At 68.6% G+C, this 16,094-nt stretch carries 17 protein-coding genes; 9 read left to right on the top strand and 8 right to left on the bottom strand.

Features of this window, described 5'->3' with window-relative positions; translation table 11 throughout:
• Positions 1-38 precede the first annotated feature (38 nt).
• Together CURTO8I2_RS02450 and purE are read right to left on the bottom strand one after the other, a co-directional pair.
• Positions 39-1,187, bottom strand: coding sequence for a 5-(carboxyamino)imidazole ribonucleotide synthase (locus CURTO8I2_RS02450; RefSeq protein ID WP_159678376.1), 1,149 nt, complete (start codon positions 1,185-1,187; stop codon positions 39-41).
• The gene (purE, locus tag CURTO8I2_RS02445) at positions 1,184-1,687 is read right to left on the bottom strand and encodes a 5-(carboxyamino)imidazole ribonucleotide mutase (RefSeq protein WP_159678374.1); all 504 of its coding nucleotides are present in this window, start codon (positions 1,685-1,687) and stop codon (positions 1,184-1,186) included. The genes CURTO8I2_RS02450 and purE overlap by 4 nt, the downstream gene beginning before the upstream one ends.
• A gap of 121 nt (positions 1,688-1,808) precedes the next feature.
• Between purE and CURTO8I2_RS02440 the strand changes: the two genes are divergently transcribed.
• The 3 genes from CURTO8I2_RS02440 (at position 1,809) to CURTO8I2_RS02430 (ending at position 3,403) form a co-directional block, all read left to right on the top strand.
• On the top strand, positions 1,809-2,078 hold the full coding sequence (locus tag CURTO8I2_RS02440; RefSeq protein ID WP_159678372.1) for a Trm112 family protein: 270 nt from the start codon (positions 1,809-1,811) through the stop codon (positions 2,076-2,078).
• Positions 2,075-2,947, top strand: coding sequence for a carboxylating nicotinate-nucleotide diphosphorylase (nadC, locus tag CURTO8I2_RS02435; RefSeq protein WP_159678370.1), 873 nt, complete (start codon positions 2,075-2,077; stop codon positions 2,945-2,947). Before CURTO8I2_RS02440 ends, nadC begins: the two co-directional genes overlap by 4 nt.
• A gap of 114 nt (positions 2,948-3,061) precedes the next feature.
• Positions 3,062-3,403, top strand: coding sequence for a DUF3301 domain-containing protein (locus CURTO8I2_RS02430; RefSeq protein ID WP_159681518.1), 342 nt, complete (start codon positions 3,062-3,064; stop codon positions 3,401-3,403).
• A gap of 75 nt (positions 3,404-3,478) precedes the next feature.
• Here CURTO8I2_RS02430 and CURTO8I2_RS02425 read toward each other — a convergent pair whose 3' ends face one another.
• From CURTO8I2_RS02425 to CURTO8I2_RS02400, 6 genes are all read right to left on the bottom strand, one after another.
• On the bottom strand, positions 3,479-3,967 hold the full coding sequence (locus CURTO8I2_RS02425) for a ClpXP protease specificity-enhancing factor (protein WP_159678368.1): 489 nt from the start codon (positions 3,965-3,967) through the stop codon (positions 3,479-3,481).
• Positions 3,968-4,033: 66 nt separating this feature from the next.
• Complete coding sequence (locus tag CURTO8I2_RS02420) at positions 4,034-4,654, bottom strand: glutathione S-transferase N-terminal domain-containing protein (protein ID WP_159678366.1); 621 nt, start codon at positions 4,652-4,654, stop codon at positions 4,034-4,036.
• A gap of 180 nt (positions 4,655-4,834) precedes the next feature.
• Positions 4,835-5,593, bottom strand: coding sequence for a cytochrome c1 (locus CURTO8I2_RS02415; protein ID WP_159678364.1), 759 nt, complete (start codon positions 5,591-5,593; stop codon positions 4,835-4,837).
• On the bottom strand, positions 5,586-6,845 hold the full coding sequence (locus tag CURTO8I2_RS02410) for a cytochrome bc complex cytochrome b subunit (RefSeq protein ID WP_159678363.1): 1,260 nt from the start codon (positions 6,843-6,845) through the stop codon (positions 5,586-5,588). Before CURTO8I2_RS02410 ends, CURTO8I2_RS02415 begins: the two co-directional genes overlap by 8 nt.
• A complete protein-coding gene (petA, locus tag CURTO8I2_RS02405) occupies positions 6,845-7,465 on the bottom strand; it encodes a ubiquinol-cytochrome c reductase iron-sulfur subunit (protein WP_159678361.1) in 621 nt (206 codons plus the stop codon). The genes CURTO8I2_RS02410 and petA overlap by 1 nt, the downstream gene beginning before the upstream one ends.
• A 173-nt stretch (positions 7,466-7,638) precedes the next feature.
• On the bottom strand, positions 7,639-8,568 hold the full coding sequence (locus tag CURTO8I2_RS02400; protein WP_236551110.1) for a lytic transglycosylase domain-containing protein: 930 nt from the start codon (positions 8,566-8,568) through the stop codon (positions 7,639-7,641).
• Between the two features lie 185 nt (positions 8,569-8,753).
• Between CURTO8I2_RS02400 and miaB the strand changes: the two genes are divergently transcribed.
• The 6 genes from miaB to CURTO8I2_RS02370 all read left to right on the top strand — a co-directional run bounded on the left by miaB (position 8,754) and on the right by CURTO8I2_RS02370 (position 16,057).
• Complete coding sequence (miaB, locus tag CURTO8I2_RS02395; protein WP_159678357.1) at positions 8,754-10,169, top strand: tRNA (N6-isopentenyl adenosine(37)-C2)-methylthiotransferase MiaB; 1,416 nt, start codon at positions 8,754-8,756, stop codon at positions 10,167-10,169.
• Positions 10,170-10,247: 78 nt separating this feature from the next.
• The gene (locus CURTO8I2_RS02390; protein WP_159678356.1) at positions 10,248-11,231 is read left to right on the top strand and encodes a PhoH family protein; all 984 of its coding nucleotides are present in this window, start codon (positions 10,248-10,250) and stop codon (positions 11,229-11,231) included.
• Positions 11,228-11,716: an rRNA maturation RNase YbeY gene (gene ybeY / locus CURTO8I2_RS02385; protein WP_159678354.1), complete on the top strand. Its 489-nt coding sequence runs from the start codon at positions 11,228-11,230 to the stop codon at positions 11,714-11,716. The genes CURTO8I2_RS02390 and ybeY overlap by 4 nt, the downstream gene beginning before the upstream one ends.
• Before the next feature lie 73 nt (positions 11,717-11,789).
• Positions 11,790-12,659 (top strand): transporter associated domain-containing protein, encoded by an 870-nt coding sequence (locus tag CURTO8I2_RS02380; protein ID WP_159678352.1) that lies wholly within the window; start codon positions 11,790-11,792, stop codon positions 12,657-12,659.
• 22 nt (positions 12,660-12,681) lie between these two features.
• Entirely contained in the window at positions 12,682-13,863 is a 1,182-nt protein-coding gene (locus tag CURTO8I2_RS02375; RefSeq protein ID WP_236550981.1) for a DUF4105 domain-containing protein, read from the top strand.
• Between the two features lie 151 nt (positions 13,864-14,014).
• Positions 14,015-16,057, top strand: coding sequence for a glycoside hydrolase family 97 protein (locus tag CURTO8I2_RS02370; protein ID WP_159678349.1), 2,043 nt, complete (start codon positions 14,015-14,017; stop codon positions 16,055-16,057).
• Positions 16,058-16,094: the final 37 nt, after the last annotated feature.

Genomic DNA, 16,094 nt, shown 5'->3' with positions numbered 1-16,094 from the left:
GAGATCCGATCACGCGCGAGCGCGCTGCTACGCGCGCATCACTCGCGCAGACGCGCCACGACCGGCGCGACCTGCGCCTGCCGGCCCAGCGCGTCGCCGACATCCGCCAGCCGCTGCGCGAGCGCCTCGGCTTCATCGGCGCGCAGCGTCGCGTGGCCGACCTTGCGGCCGTCGCGCGCCTGCTTGCCGTAGTCGTGCCAGTGGCCGCCGGTCGTCGACAGCACCGGCGCGGCATCGGGCATCTCGCCGATCCAGTTGAGCATGCAGGCCACGCCGCGCACGGCGGTATCGCCGAGCGGCAGGCCGAGCACCGCGCGCAGATGGTTCTGGAACTGCGAGGTCTCGCTGCCTTCGATCGTCCAGTGTCCGGAGTTGTGCACGCGCGGCGCGAGTTCGTTGGCGAGCAGTTCGCCATCGCGGCAGAACAGTTCGAGCGCGAACACTCCCACGTAACCCAGACGCTCGGCGATCGCCCGCGCATGCGACAGCGCGGTCGCGTGCAGGGATGCATCGACGCGCGCAGGCGCGAGGCTCGCCGACAGCACGCCGTCGACATGCCAGTTCTCGGTCAGCGGCCAGGCGCGGAACTCGCCGTCGCGGCCGCGCACGGCCACCACGCTGAGTTCGCGCTGGAACGCCACGAAGCCTTCGAGGATCAGTCCGACCGTATCGGCCTGCGCGCCGAGTGCAGTCCATGCCGCCTCGACATCCGCCGGCGACTTGATCCGGAACTGGCCCTTGCCGTCGTAGCCGAGGCGCCGCGTCTTGAGGATGCAGGGCGTCCCGATGCGGACGACGGCATCGTCGAGCTGCGCGCGCGTGGCGACGTCGGCGAACTCAGGCACCGGGATGTCGAGTTCGCGGAACAGCGTCTTCTCGGCAAGCCGGTCCTGGGTCAGCGCCAGCGCGCCGGGATTGGGGAACACCGGCACCCGCTCGGCCAGCCAGCGCGCGCTCTCGGCGGGCACGTTCTCGAAGTCGAACGTCGCGACGTCGACCTTCGACGCGAACTCGGCCAGCGCGGCTTCGTCGCGGTAGTCACCGACCAGCAGCGGCGCGAACTGGCCCGCGCACGCATCGCCCGAGGTGTCCATCACCAGGAACCGCAGGCCCAGCGGCGCACCCGACAGCGCGAGCATGCGGGCGAGCTGGCCACCGCCCAGGATGCCGACCGTGGTCGCGCTCATCGACGCGGATCGTCGTTGCCGGCGACGTCGTCGGTCTGGCGCTGACGGAACTCGGCCAGCGCCGCGGCGACCGCCGCATCGTTGGACGCCAGCATCGCCGCGGCGAACAACGCCGCATTGGCGGCACCGGCATTGCCGATCGCGAACGTCGCCACCGGAATACCGGCCGGCATCTGCACGATCGACAGCAGCGAATCCATGCCGTTGAGCGCCTTGGACTGCACCGGTACGCCGAGCACCGGCACCGCGGTCTTCGACGCCAGCATGCCCGGCAGATGCGCCGCGCCACCTGCGCCGGCGATGATCGCGCGCAGCCCGCGCGACTGGGCGGTGGACGCGTAGTCGAACAGCACGTCGGGCGTGCGATGCGCGGACACCACGCGGACTTCATGGGCCACGCCCAACTGCTCGAGCTTCTGCGCGGCGTGCTGCATCGTGTCCCAGTCGGATCGCGATCCCATCACGATGCCGACCTTCGGCGGTACGGAACTGGCGGTCATTGGGGGTCCCCGGCCACAAAGACGCATTTTATCCGTCCCGGCCGCATCGTGCGCGTGCAGCGGCCGCGCGGGGCCGAATGCTACCCTTCCGGTCCGTTCCCACGCCCGCACAAGACCGCCCATGGACCGCAAGCTGCTCGACATCCTCGTCTGCCCTGCCAGCCGCCAGCCGCTCGCACTGCTCGACGCGGCGGGACTCGACGCGCTCAATGCGGCCATCGCCGCGGGCGCTGCGCGACGCGAAGACGGCGCCGCGCAGGGCGGACCGGTGCGCGAGGCCCTGATCACCCACGACCGCAAGCGCGTCTATCGCGTCGACGACGGCATCCCGGTGCTGCTGGTCGAGGAAGCGATCGGCACCGCGCAGATTCCCGACTTCCCGAAGGCATGAGCGGACCCGACCGCTTCGACATTCCGCACGCGGCGGTCGCGGACAACGTCACGGCCGCGCTCGCCGAGGACATCGGCAGCGGCGACGTCACCGCGGCGCTGCTGCCAGATCACGGCGACGTCGCCTACCTGCTCTGCAAGGAAGACGCCGTGGTCTGCGGCCGTCCCTGGTTCGACGCCTGCCATCGCGCACTCGATCCCGATGTGCACATCGAATGGCGCGTGGCCGAGGGCGACCACGTCGCCGCAGGCACCGTGCTCGCGACCCTGAAAGGACGTGCCCGCGCGCTGGTCAGCGCAGAGCGCACCTCGCTCAACTTCATGCAGACGCTGAGCGCGACCGCGACCGTCACCGCGCGCCACGTCGCCGCGGTGGCCGGCACCGCTACGCGCATCCTCGATACCCGCAAGACCCTGCCCGGACTGCGCTTGGCGCAGAAATACGCGGTCCGTGTCGGTGGCGGCCACAACCATCGCGTCGGGCTCTACGACACGGTGATGCTCAAGGAAAACCACGTGCGCGCGGCAGGCGGCATCGCGGCCGCGGTCGCGGCCGCGCGTGCGCAATCGCCGGACCTGCCACTGGTGGTCGAGGTGGAGACGCTCGACGAGCTGCGTGCCGCACTGGACGCGGGGTGCACGCGCGTACTGATCGACGACTTCGACGCGGCCACGCGCCGCGAAGCCGTGCGGATCGCGAAGGCCGCACCGTATGCGGGACGCATTCCGCTGGAGGTCTCGGGCAGCGTGGACCTTGATGGACTGCGCGCGATCGCCGGGGACGGCGTGGACTGCGTGTCGATCGGCGCGCTGACCAAGCACGTCCGCGCGATCGATCTGTCGCTCAAGCTCGGCCCACCGCCGGGCTGATCGCGCCGCGCGTCGTGCGCGACGCGACACGCCATCTCCACGAGAGACGCGATGCACCTGCGTCCCGACGCAGGCGGACTTGTATCCCGTCCCGGCCGCCGCCACAGTGCACGCATGCTCGATTTCCCGACGATGATCTTCGCGATGCTGGCCGCATTCGCCGCGTTCCTGTGGTGGAGCGGCGCGCGTGCGGCTGCCGAGCGTGCCGGTCAGCTCGGGCGCGAAGCCTGCGAGCGTGCAGGCGTGCAGTGGCTCGACCAGGCCGTGCACGCGCACTCGATGCGCCTGCGCCGCGGCGACGACGGGCGGCTCGGTGTCGAGCGCAGTTTCCGCTTCGAATATTCCGAGGACGGGATGCAACGGCACATCGGGCAGCTCGTGCTGCGCGGCGAACACCTGGTCGCGTTCAGCGGGCCGACCCGGCCGCAGCCCGTCTCACTCCACTCGACGCACTGACGCGCGCGGGGCACCCGGGCGGGCGGCGCGCGGCGCCGGTCCGATCCGCTGTTCCAGGCGCGGCCGCGGTGGCAGTTACTTCACGACGCGCAGATGTCCGCGGCGCGGCTCCGGCGGCGTGTCGCCATCGGGCGGATCGACCGGACCGTCGGAAGGACCGCTTCCGTCGTCTTCGACGGCGTGGAGGGCCGGCGCGCTGTCTTCCGCGTCGTCGTGCACTTCGCCGGACCCGCCGATCTCCTCCGGCAGTGCCATGCCCTGCCCGGTCTCCCGGGCGTAGATCGCGAGCACCGCGCCGACGGGCACCAGCACCGACTGGCTGACGCCACCGAAGCGCGCCGAAAAACGCACGCTGTCGTTGTCCATTTCCAGCCGGCCGACGGCGCGATCGGCCACGTTGAGCACGATGCGCCCGTCCTTGACCGCATGCGCGGGCACGCGCACACCGGGCTGCCGCGCATCGACGAGGATGTGCGGCGTCATGCCGTTGTCGGCGATCCATTCGTACAGCGCCCGCAACAGGTACGGGCGGTGGCTGGTCATCGGGGGCGTACTGTCCGTCATGGGCGACAGTTTAGCCGGTCGTCCCGCCTCCCAGGCAGGCACGGCTGAACGGATCGAAGCCGCGATTTACTCGGGCAGCGCGCGCAGCTGCCGCTCCTGCGGCGTCAGGCTGCGGACGAAGCCGGGACTGCGGAAGATCCGGTTGCCGTAGTCCTCGATCGCCTTGGCGCCATCCTTGGGCAGCGGGATGTCGAGCGCCTGCAGGCGCCAGACGATCGGCGCGACCGCGCAGTCGGCCAGACTCATCTCCGCGTTGAGGAAGAACTTGCTGGCCTTGAACAGCGGCACCGCCGCGGTCACCAGTTCCTTCAGGCGCTTGCGGCCGCTTTCGGCCTGGGCCTTGTTGCCCATCTGGATGGCCTGGACCTGCGGCACCCAGTCGTGCTCGATGCGCAGCATCGCCAGCCGCAGACGCGCGCGCGACAGCGGATCGACCGGCATCAGCGGCGGATGCGGGTAGCGCTCGTCGAGATACTCGCTGACCACGCTCGCGGCGTAGAGCACCAGCTCACGCTCGACCAGGGTCGGCACCGAGTGGTACGGATTGAGGTCGATCAGATCCTCGGGCGGATTCTGCGCATCCACCGGGACCATGTCGTAGTTCACGCCCTTGGCGGCGAGCACCAGGCGCGCACGGTGACACAGCACATCATCGACAGAAGAAAACAGCGTCAGCACGTTTCGCATGAATGCCCCACGGCCGTCGCCCGGCCTGTCCGGAGGCTGGAGTCCGCCAGCCCGGTGACGCCGACTGCGACTCGCAGACGGTTATCGCGGTTCGTTCGAGTCTCGCATTTCCCTGAGCCGGACGGCAATGGCCGGACGGCCCGCTGGAACGCCTGCGACACGGGCCGCAGGCGCGCTGGATCAATGGACGTCGCGCCAGTATTCCTGCTTCAGCAACCACGCCAAGAACGTCAGCAGGGTCAGGAACAGCAGCACCCAGACACCGAGTTGCTGGCGCTTGAGCGCAGCCGGCTCGCCCACGTATTCGAGGAACGTGGTGATGTCGCGCACGGTCTGGTCGAACTGGCGCGCGTCCTGGCTGCCGGGCGTGCCCAGTTCCAGATGCGCGACGACCGGCTCGCCGGTGTCGTCGACTTCGCCGTGCACGGGGCGCTGCAGACCCTGCATCTCCCACAGCGGGTTGGGCATCGACGCGTTCGGGAACAGGGTGTTGTTCCAGCCCAGCGGGCGGCTTTCGTCGAGGTAGAACGACTTGAGGTAGGTGAAGACCCAGTCGCTGCCGCGCACGCGGGTGATCAGGCTGAGATCCGGCGGCGCCTGGCCGAACCACTGCGCGCCGTGCTCGGCGGTCATCGACGAGACGATGTGCTCGCCGTAGGCCGCGCCGCTGAGGTTGAGGTTGTTCATCACCTCGTCCTCGGTCAGGCCCAGGTCCTCGGCCATCCGCGAGTAGCGCATGAACTTCAGCGAGTGACAGCCGGCGCAGTAGTTCATGTAGAGCTGCGCGCCACGCTGGAGCGAGGCCCGGTCGCCGATATCGGTGCCGGCCTGTTCGACCGGTCCACCGGCGGCGGCGAGCGCACCGAAGGACAGCAGCAGACTCGCGACGGCAGTGGCGATGCGCGCGAAGAACGTGCGGGTAAAGGCGTGGTCAGTCATGCATCGTCACCCGTTCCGGAACTGCCTTGGTCCGGTCGAGCTTGGTCCAGACCGGCATCGTGATGAAGAACGCGAAGTAGAGGAACGTCAGCACGCGGCCGATGATCGTCTCCACCGGATCGGTACCGGGACCGGCGCCGATCTTGCCCAGCCAGATGAAGCACACCACCAGCATCGCGAGCATGACCTTGGTGATCGGACCGCGGTAGCGGTGCGAGCGCACCTTGCAGCGGTCGAGCCATGGCACCAGGAACAGGATCGCGATCGCCCCGAACATGACCAGCACGCCGCTGAGCTTGTGCGGGACCACGCGCAACATCGCGTAGTACGGCGTGTAGTACCAGACCGGCTTGATGTGCTCGGGCGTCACCAGGCGGTTGGCCTCGGTGAAGTTGTCGTGCTCGAGGAACCAGCCGCCGAACGCGGGCGCGAAGAAGATGATGAAAGCCGCGATGATCAGGAAGAAGCAGACGTAGAACCCGTCCTTGACCGTGTAGTACGGGTGGAACGGGATACCGTCGGTCGGCGCAGCCGGCGACCAGCGGTTGCCCTTCGGACCGTACTTGATCTCGACACCGTCGGGATTGTTCGACCCCACCTCGTGCAGCGCACCCAGATGCAGCACCACCAGCAGCAGCAGCACCAGCGGCAACGCGATCACGTGCAGGGCGAAGAAGCGGTTGAGCGTGGCATCGGAAGGCAGGTAATCGCCCATGATCCATTCGGTCAGTCCGTTGCCGATGACCGGGATCGCGCCGAACAGCGAGATGATGACCTTCGCGCCCCAGAACGACATCTGGCCCCACGGCAGCACGTAGCCGAGGAAGGCTTCGGCCATCAGCACCAGGTAGATCAGCATGCCCAGGATCCACACCAGCTCGCGCGGCTTCTTGTAGCTGCCGTACATCAGGCCGCGGAACATGTGGATGTAGACCACGATGAAGAACAGCGACGCACCGGTGGAGTGCATGTAGCGGATCAGCCAGCCCCACTCCACGTCGCGCATGATGTATTCGACCGAGGCGAAGGCTTCCGTCGCGCTCGGCTTGTAGTGCATCGTCAGGAAGATGCCGGTCAGGATCTGGTTGACCAGCACCACCAGTGACAGCACGCCGAAGATGTACCAGATGTTGAAGTTCTTCGGCGCGTAGTACTCGGTCATGTGCTTGCGGTACATCGGCATCAAGGCCGGTGCACGCTCGGTGACCCAGTTGAAGACGCCGTTGGCGCCGCGGACGAGGACGTTGGCCATCAGGCGGCTCCCTGCGGATCGACGCCGATGACGAGCGTGTTGTCGTCGGCGTAGTAATGCGGCGGCACCAGCAGGTTCGTCGGGGCGGGCACGCCGTCGTAGACGCGGCCGGCCATGTCGAACTTCGACTTGTGGCAGGGGCAGAAATAACCGCCCTTCCAGTTGGCGTCGAACGGCGCCGGGCGGATCTCGGCGACCATTTCCGGCGAACAGCCCAGATGCGTGCACAGACCGACCAGCACCGAGATGTCGGGCTTGATCGAGCGCAGCTCGGGGTTGGCTTCCAGCACGTACTCGGGCTGCTGGTCGGGATTCCCGGATTCGGGATCCTTGAGCATGCCGTCGAGCGTCGGAAGCGCCTCGAGGATCGCCTTCGAGCGCTTGACGATCCAGATCGGCTGCCCGCGCCATTCGGCGATCAGGCGCTGTCCTTCCTGCAATGCGCTGATGTCCACGGTCACCGGCGCGCCGGCGAGCTTGGCCCGGGCGCTGGGATTCCAGGACTTGATGAACGGAATCGCGGTCACGCCCGCGCCTACCGCTCCCACGACGAGGGTACTGGCGGTCAGGAACCGACGCCGCCCCTCATTGACTGGACCATCCCCACCAGGTCCGCTCACCGCTTCATCGACCATCCGGTACCCCGCCCTCTTTCGGTAGCTGTTGCGTACTGGCTGCCACGGACCGTTTCGTCCGATCAGGACGGATGGCCGCATATATAGAGAGGCCCGAGTGTAACGGAACGCTGAATCGACCGACAATCGATTTACCGATCCCGCGACCGGACCGCGGCTCAGCGGCTGGCGAGTTGCCCGCGATAGCGGTCCGCCAGAGTGCCCACCCGGACCACGTAGCGCTGGGTCTCGGCATACGGCGGCACGCCGCCATGGCGCTGCACCGCGCCTTCGCCGGCGTTGTAGCCGGCCGCTGCCAGGGTCAGATCGCCGTTGAAGCGCTTCAGCAGCCACGCCAGGTATTCGACGCCGCCGCGGATGTTCTGCTCGGGATCGAACGCGTTGACCACACCGAAACGCGCCGCGGTGGCCGGCATCAGCTGCATCAGCCCCTGGGCACCGGCGCGCGAGAGCGCATTGGGGTTGAACGCGGACTCGGCATGCATGATCGCGCGGACGATCGCCTCCTCGACCCCGAACTCGCGCGACGCGCGCGCGACTTCGTCGCGGTAGGCGTTCTCGTTGAGCCGCACGCTGCCGAAGTTCACGCCCGGCGCCGCGCCGCAGGCATAGCAGGTCTCGAAGAAGCTGTAGCGGATCGTGCGCACCGCGGCCACTTGGGCGCCGCCGGCCGGTCGGCTGCTGCTGTAGTGGCGCACGCCGTCCTTCACGTACGAATAGACCTGGCCCTGCTGCAGGCGACGCTGGTTGCCGCCTCGCACCGGCGCAGGGGCGTTGGTGACTGCCGGCTTCGCGGATGCGGCCACAGGCGCGGGTGCCGGCGACGCCGCCGACGTGCCGCCCATGAAGGTGGCGGGTGCACCGCTGTCGACGTTGGCCGGTGCCGCGCTGGGCGCCACCCGTGCAGGCGCCGGACGCGCGGCGCGCGCGCCGCTGGACCGGGGCGCCGGCGGTGCGCTGCTGACGATCCGGCAACTGGCGCCACTGATGCGCTTGCTGACGTATTGCGGAACGCCGTCGCCGGAATCGCAGCGATACAGCGTGCTGCCGGCAACCGGAAAGGCCGCCAGCAGACCGAGTGTCGCGATGAGTCCCCATCCCCGTTTCACGAGGCGGAGTGTCCGATGTTCGAGGACGGTTGCCAAGTGCTTGATTGCGAACGTCGCCCACGACCTCCGAAGCCGCTGTGGCCGGCCTCGCCGGCGCTTGCCGGTACACTGCCCACCCCTTCCCGCCTTCCGGCCCGGACTCAACGCCGCGCCCCGGACCTGCCATGACCCAGACCGCCTCCGCGGCGCCGAATGCGCCCGCCTCCGACCGCGCCACGACGCCGGCATCGCCCCAGCCCGCGCCGCGCGGCAAGCTGTTCATCCAGACCCACGGCTGCCAGATGAACGAGTACGACTCGGCCAAGATGGCCGACGTGCTCGCGGCCAGCGACGGCCTGGAACTCACCGACAACGTGGAGGACGCGGACGTCGTCCTGGTGAACACCTGTTCGATCCGCGAAAAGGCCCAGGAGAAGGTCTTCAGCCAGCTCGGCCGCTGGAAGGCACTCAAAAAGGATGGCAAGCCGGTCCTGATCGGTGTCGGCGGCTGCGTCGCATCGCAGGAAGGCGAGGCCATCGTCAAGCGCGCGCCCTACGTGGATCTGGTGTTCGGCCCGCAGACCCTGCACCGCCTGCCCGAACTGATCCGCGCCAAGCGCGAGACCGGCCTGCCGCAGGTCGACATCAGCTTCCCCGAGATCGAGAAGTTCGACCGCCTGCCCGAGCCGCGCGCCGACGGGCCGAGCGCGTTCGTGTCGATCATGGAAGGCTGCTCGAAGTACTGCTCGTTCTGCGTGGTGCCGTATACCCGCGGCGAGGAAGTCAGCCGGCCGTTCGAGGACGTGCTGGTCGAGGTCGTGCAACTGGCCGGCCAGGGCGTGCGCGAGATCAACCTGCTGGGGCAGAACGTCAACGCCTACCGCGGACCGATGGGCGATGGCGAGATCGCCGATCTCGGCCTGCTGATCCGCACCATCGCCGAGATCGACGGCGTCGACCGCATCCGCTTCACCACCTCGCATCCGCTGGAGTTCTCCGACTCGCTGGTCGAGGCCTATCGCGACGTGCCGCAGCTGGCGAACTACCTGCACCTGCCGGTGCAGGCCGGCAGCGACCGCATCCTCTCGGCAATGAAGCGCGGCTACACCGCGCTCGAGTTCAAGCAGAAGATACGCAAGCTACGCGCGGTACGTCCCGACATTTCGATCAGTTCCGATTTCATCGTCGGGTTCCCCGGCGAAACGGACGCCGATTTCGAGAAGACGATGAAGCTGATCGAGGACGTCGGCTTCGACCAGTCGTTCTCCTTCATCTATTCGCGCAGGCCCGGCACACCGGCCTCGGATCTCGAGGATTCGGTGACCCAGGAAGAAAAGCACGCGCGCCTGTCGCGCCTGCAGGCGCACATCAATGCCCATGCGGCGGGGATCTCCGAGCGCATGGTCGGCAGCGTGCAGACCGTGCTCGTCGAAGGCCCGTCGCGCAAGGACCCCAACGAGCTCACCGGCAAGACCGAGAACATGCGTTCGGTGAACTTCCCCGCGCCGGCGCGGCTCATCGGGCAGTTCGTCGATGTCGAGATCACCGCGGCGCTGAGCAACTCGCTGCGCGGCCGGATCGCGCTGCGCGACGGCGACTGAACGCCGCGCGTACGCGCCGGGCCGGGCGCGGGACGGCTTACACGTCGGTCCGGCCCCACCCTCGCTAGAATCCGCGTCATGACCAACGCCCTCCCCGAACGCACCTTTCTGCTCGAGCCCGCGGACTCCGAGCGCCTGTCCAATCTCGCCGGTCCTTTCGATGGCCACCTGCGCCAGATCGAGCTGCGGCTCGGCGTGGAGATCGCCAATCGCGGCAACATCTTCCGGGTCACCGGCCGCGACGAGGCCATGCTCGACCGGACCGAGAAACTGCTCAAGGCGCTGTACGTCGAGAGCGAGGGCGAGGTGCTCGACAGCCACGCGATCAACCTGCGCCTGAGTCAGGCCAACGTCGAGGAGGACTACACGCCGCAGGAGGTCTCGGTGCGGGTCAAGCGCGGCACGATCCGCGGACGTGGTGCGAACCAGGCCAAGTATCTGCACAAGATCACGGGCCACGACATCAATTTCGGCGTCGGCCCTGCCGGCACCGGCAAGACCTTCCTCGCGGTCGCGATGGCGGTCGAGGCGCTCAACGAGGCCAAGGTCCAGCGCCTGATCCTGGTGCGGCCCGCGGTCGAGGCCGGTGAGAAGCTCGGCTTCCTGCCGGGCGATCTGACCCAGAAGGTCGACCCGTACCTGCGGCCGCTCTACGACGCGCTCTACGAAATGCTCGGCGTCGAAAAGGTGGCCAAGCTGCTGGAACGCAACGTCATCGAGATCGCGCCGCTGGCCTACATGCGCGGCCGCACGCTCAACGATGCATTCGTGATCCTCGACGAGGCGCAGAACACCACGATCGAACAGATGAAGATGTTCCTCACCCGACTGGGCTTCGGCTCGACCGCGGTCGTGACCGGCGATCTCACCCAGATCGACCTGCCCAAGCACATGAAGTCGGGCCTGAAGGACGCGATCGACGTACTGCACGAGGTCGACGGCGTGAGCTTCACGTTCTTCGAGGCGCGCGACGTGGTGCGCCACCCGCTGGTCGCCCGCATCGTCAGCGCCTACGAGCGTCGCGATGCGTCCGACGCCACCGCGCCGGCCGCGCGCGCATGACCCGCGGGCCGACCCGTCTCGATGTGGCGATCGGCTACGCGCTGCCGCGCAAGGGCCTGCCGGCCGCGGCGAGTTTCCGCAAGTGGTCGGCCGCCGCGCTGGCCGGGCGGATCCGTGAAGCGGATCTCGCGGTCCGGCTGGTCGACGAGGACGAGGGCCGTGCGCTGAACCGCCACTACCGCGGCAAGGACTACGCGACCAACGTGCTGAGCTTTCCCGCCGAACTTCCGGAAGGCCTGCCCGAAGGCGTGCATCTGCCGCTGCTCGGCGACCTGGTGCTGTGCGCACCGGTGGTCGCGCGCGAAGCGGCGGACCAGGGCAAGTCCCTGAACGCACATTACGCCCATCTCACCGTGCACGGCGTGCTGCATCTGCTGGGCTGGGACCACGAGAACGACCGCGACGCCGAGGCGATGGAGCAGCTGGAACGCGACATCCTGGCCGGTCTGGGCATCGATGATCCCTACGCCGGCGAGCAGCGCTGACAGGCGCCTCCACGGCGGCCTGATAGACTGCCGCCACGGCCCATCCGGGCGATTTGCGAACAAGCACCACACCATGTCCGAGGACGACAGTCGACCTTCCCCCGCCCCCGAACCCCAGGAGCGACGCCGCGGCTGGCTCGAACGCCTGAGCTCCGCGATCTCCGGTGAGCCGAGCAACCGCGAGGATCTCGTGGAACTGCTGCGCGACACCCACGCGGACGGCCTGATCGATGCCGATACGCTGCGCATGTTCGAAGGTGCGCTCGGCATTTCCAGCAAGACCGTCGGCGATGTGATGGTGCCCCGCGCGCAGATGGTCGCGCTGCCGTCCGACGCGCCCTTCCTCGAGCTGATGAAGCAGGTCGTGGAATCGGGCCATTCGCGCTTTCCCGTGCATGGCGACGACAAGGACGAGATTCTCGGCATCCTGCTGGCGAAGGACCTGCTGCGCGGCGTGGTGGCCGACAACGGACCCGGCTCCATCTTCGAGCTGCTGCGTCCCGCGGTGCTGATCCCCGAATCCAAGAAACTCAACGTGCTGCTGCGCGAGTTCCGCCTGTCGCGCAACCACATGGCGATCGTCATCGACGAATACGGCGGCGTCGCCGGCCTGGTGACGATCGAGGACGTGCTGGAAGAGATCGTCGGCGAGATCGACGACGAGCACGACGATGCCGAGGATCCCAACGCCTTGATCGCCGCCCAGGCCGATGGCCAGTTCGCGGTCAGCGCGCTGACCCCGATCTCGGATTTCAACGAGCGGTTCGGTGCCGATTTCGACGACGCCGAATACGACACGATCGGCGGCGTGATCACCGGTGCGATCGGTCACTTGCCCGAGGTCGGCGAGGAATTGACCCTCGGCCGCTTCGCGTTCCGCGTGACCGATGCGGACTCGCGACGCCTGCACGCGCTGCAAGTCAGCGTGCATGCCGACGTCTGAGCCGTCGCGCCGACGAGCGCACGTGTTCACCCGTGCGCTCGCGCTGCTGCTCGGCCTGCTGCTGTGGCCGGTGCTCGCCGCCGCGCAGGAGCCGGGCGTGCCGCGGATCGGCGTGGCGACGATGCAACCGGGCGACGTGTTCTTCGAGCGCTTCGGCCACAACGCCCTCGTCGTCGACGATCCGGCCGAGCCGGAACCGGTTTCCTACAACTTCGGTTTCTTCGATCCGAACGAGCCGGACTTCGTGCCGCGCTTCATCCGTGGCGACATGCGCTACATGCTCGCCGCGCTGCCGCTCGCCGACGACCTCGCCTACTACCGCGACGTCGGCCGAGGCGTGTCGATCCAGTGGCTGGATCTCGACCCGGCGCAGGCGCGCGACCTCGCTGCGGCGCTGGCCGAGAACGCGAAGCCGGAGAACGCGCACTACCGCTACGACTACTTCACCGACAACTGCTCCACCCGCGTCCGCGACGCCATCGACACCACGCTCGGCGGCGCACTGCGCGGCCAGCTGCAGGGCCGCTCGCGTGGGAACACCTATCGCGGCGACGCGGTACGGCTGGCATCGCCGGCGCCGTGGATGTGGCTCGGCTTCGACATCGGCCTGGGGCCGGCCGCCGACCGTCCGAACGCGCTGTGGGAAGACGCCTTCGTGCCGATGCGGCTCGCCGACGCCCTGCGCAGCGCGCGCAATGTGGACGGGCGCCCGCTGGTGTCGGGCGAACAGATCATCGTCCCGCACACGCAGGCGCCGGAACCTGCCGAACGCGCGCGCCTGCTGTGGCCGTGGCTGGTGGCCGGCTTGGCACTGGGCATGGCGATCCTCGTCGCCGGTCGATTCGCGCCCCGTGCAGTGGCGGCGATCGCATTGCCGTTCTGGACCGCGAGCGCCCTGCTGGGCGGCGTGATGCTGTTCCTGTGGCTGGGCACGGCGCACGGCTTCGCCTGGCGCAACCACAATCTGCTGCTGTGCAATCCGCTGTGCCTGCTACTGCTGCCCGGCGGCTGGCGCCTCGCGCGCGGCCGCGCACCGGGCGCCCTGTTCCAGTGGGTGCTGGTGGCCGTGCTGCTGTGCGGCGTCGCCGCGTTGTTCCTGCACTGGCTGCCGGTGCTGCCGCAACGCAATGCGGCGTGGCTGTCGTTGCTGATGCCGGTACATGCCGGCCTGTGGCTCGCACTCCGCAGGCGGCACGCCCCGTAGCAGCGCGCTTGCACGCGACGGGTCTTCCGGCAAGCGCCGCATCGCGCGCGCGCCTGGCTCGCTGCATACGTATGCAGCCGAACCACGCGGAATGCGCATGCAAGAATCCGGACGCACGCACGACTGACCGCGTCTGGGAGGGCGCCGCACGATGTCGAACCGTCTTGTCCGATTGCTGGCCGTAGCGATGGCCGCCTGCCTGCCGCTCATCACCCTGGCCGCCGAACCGCGTACGAGCGCGCGCGTCGCCTCGCCGGATGCGCGCATCACCGTCGAGGTCACGACCGACAACGAGGGCCGCGCCAGTTACGCGGTCAGCCGCGACGGTCGCCCGGTCATCGCGCCGTCGCGCCTGGGCCTGATGTTCACCGACACGCGCAAGTTCGAGCGCAATCTCGCGATCGTCGACCAGACCACGCGATCGCACGACGAACGCTGGGAACAGCCCTGGGGCGAGCGCCGGCAGATGCGCGACCACCACAACGAACTGCGCGTCACGCTGGCCGAAACCGCGGGACCGCAGCGTCGCTTCGACGTGGTGTTCCGGGTCTTCGACGACGGCCTCGGCTTCCGCTACGACATTCCGAAGCAGGCCGGGCTCGCGCGCCTGTCGATCGCCGAGGAGCTGACCGAATTCGACATCGCCGACGCCGCGACGGCGTGGTGGATTCCCGCGTTCGAATGGAACCGAGAGGAGTACATCTATCACCGAACGCCGGTCGAGGAAGTCGGTCTGGCGCAGACGCCGATCACCCTGCGCACCGGGGATGGCCTGCACCTGTCGATCCACGAGGCGGCGCTGGTCGACTATTCGGGCATGAACCTCACGCGCGCGGAAGGTCGCCGCTTCAAGGCCGCGTTGACGCCGGGCATCGGCGCGGCGAAGGTCGAAGTGGCCACGCCGTTCGCCACGCCCTGGCGCACCATCCAGATCAGTGAGCGCGCCGGCGGGCTGGTGGAATCGGGCTTGATCCTCAACCTCAATGCACCCAATGCGCTGGGTGATGTCTCGTGGGTGCGGCCGATGAAGTACGTCGGCATCTGGTGGGAGATGCACCTCGACCGCAAGACCTGGGCGTCCGGCCCGAAGCACGGCGCGACCACCGCGCACGCGATCCGGCACATCGACTTCGCCGCGGACAACGGCTTCGGCGGCGTGCTGGTCGAAGGCTGGAACGTCGGCTGGGACGGCGACTGGTTCGGCAACGGCGAGACCTTCAGCTTCACGCAGCCCTACCCCGATTTCGACATCGAGGCCGTCACCCGCCACGCGCGCGAGAAGGGCGTGACCCTGATCGGCCATCACGAGACCTCCGGCCACGCCGCGCATTACGAGGCGCAGCTCGACGATGCGATGGCGCTCTATGGCCGTCTCGGCGTGCAGGCGGTGAAGACCGGCTACGTGGCCGACGCAGGCCAGGCCAAGGTCCTCGGCGCCGACGGCGCGCTGCACTACGCCTGGCACGAAGGCCAGTCGATGGTGCGCCACCACCAGCGTGTCGTCGAAGCGGCCGCGCAGCACCGCATCAGCGTCAATCCGCACGAGCCGGTGAAGGACACCGGTCTGCGCCGCACGTACCCGAACCTGGTCACGCGCGAAGGCGCGCGCGGCATGGAATACAACGCCTGGGGCCAGCCGGGCAATCCGCCGGAACACGAGGCGACGCTGGTCTACACGCGCCTGCTCGCCGGGCCGATGGATTTCACGCCCGGCATCTTCGGCATGGACACGAAATCCGGCACGCCGATGGCGACGACGCTGGCCAAGCAGCTCGCGCTGTACGTGGTGATCTACAGCCCGCTGCAGATGGCCGCCGACCTGCTGGAGCATTACGAGTCGCGCCCCGACGCCTTCCGGTTCGTCCGCGACGTGCCGGTGGACTGGGAAGAGACGCGCGCCCTCGACGGCGCGGTGGGCGAGTACGCGGTGATCGCGCGGCGCGCACGCGGCGGCGACGACTGGTATCTGGGCGCAGTGACCGACGACACGCCCCGCACCGTCGCGCTGCCGCTGGACTTCCTCGAGGCAGGCCGCCGCTACACCGCGCAGATCTACCGCGACGGTGACGGCGCCGGCTGGCAGACCGATCCGCACGCGCTCGCCATCGAATCGCGCGAGGTCGGCGCCGGCGACACGCTGTCGATCGCGATGGCCCCGGGCGGCGGACAGGCGGTGCGCTTCATCGCACGCTGATCTGTGGAGGCGCGCTCGCGCGCGGCGGGGCGTCGCC

The organism is Luteimonas sp. 9C (assembly GCF_902506295.1).
GTDB lineage: Bacteria > Pseudomonadota > Gammaproteobacteria > Xanthomonadales > Xanthomonadaceae > Luteimonas.
The sequence above is the reverse complement of the archived record's forward strand: the minus strand, read 5'-3'. Positions and strand labels throughout refer to the sequence as shown.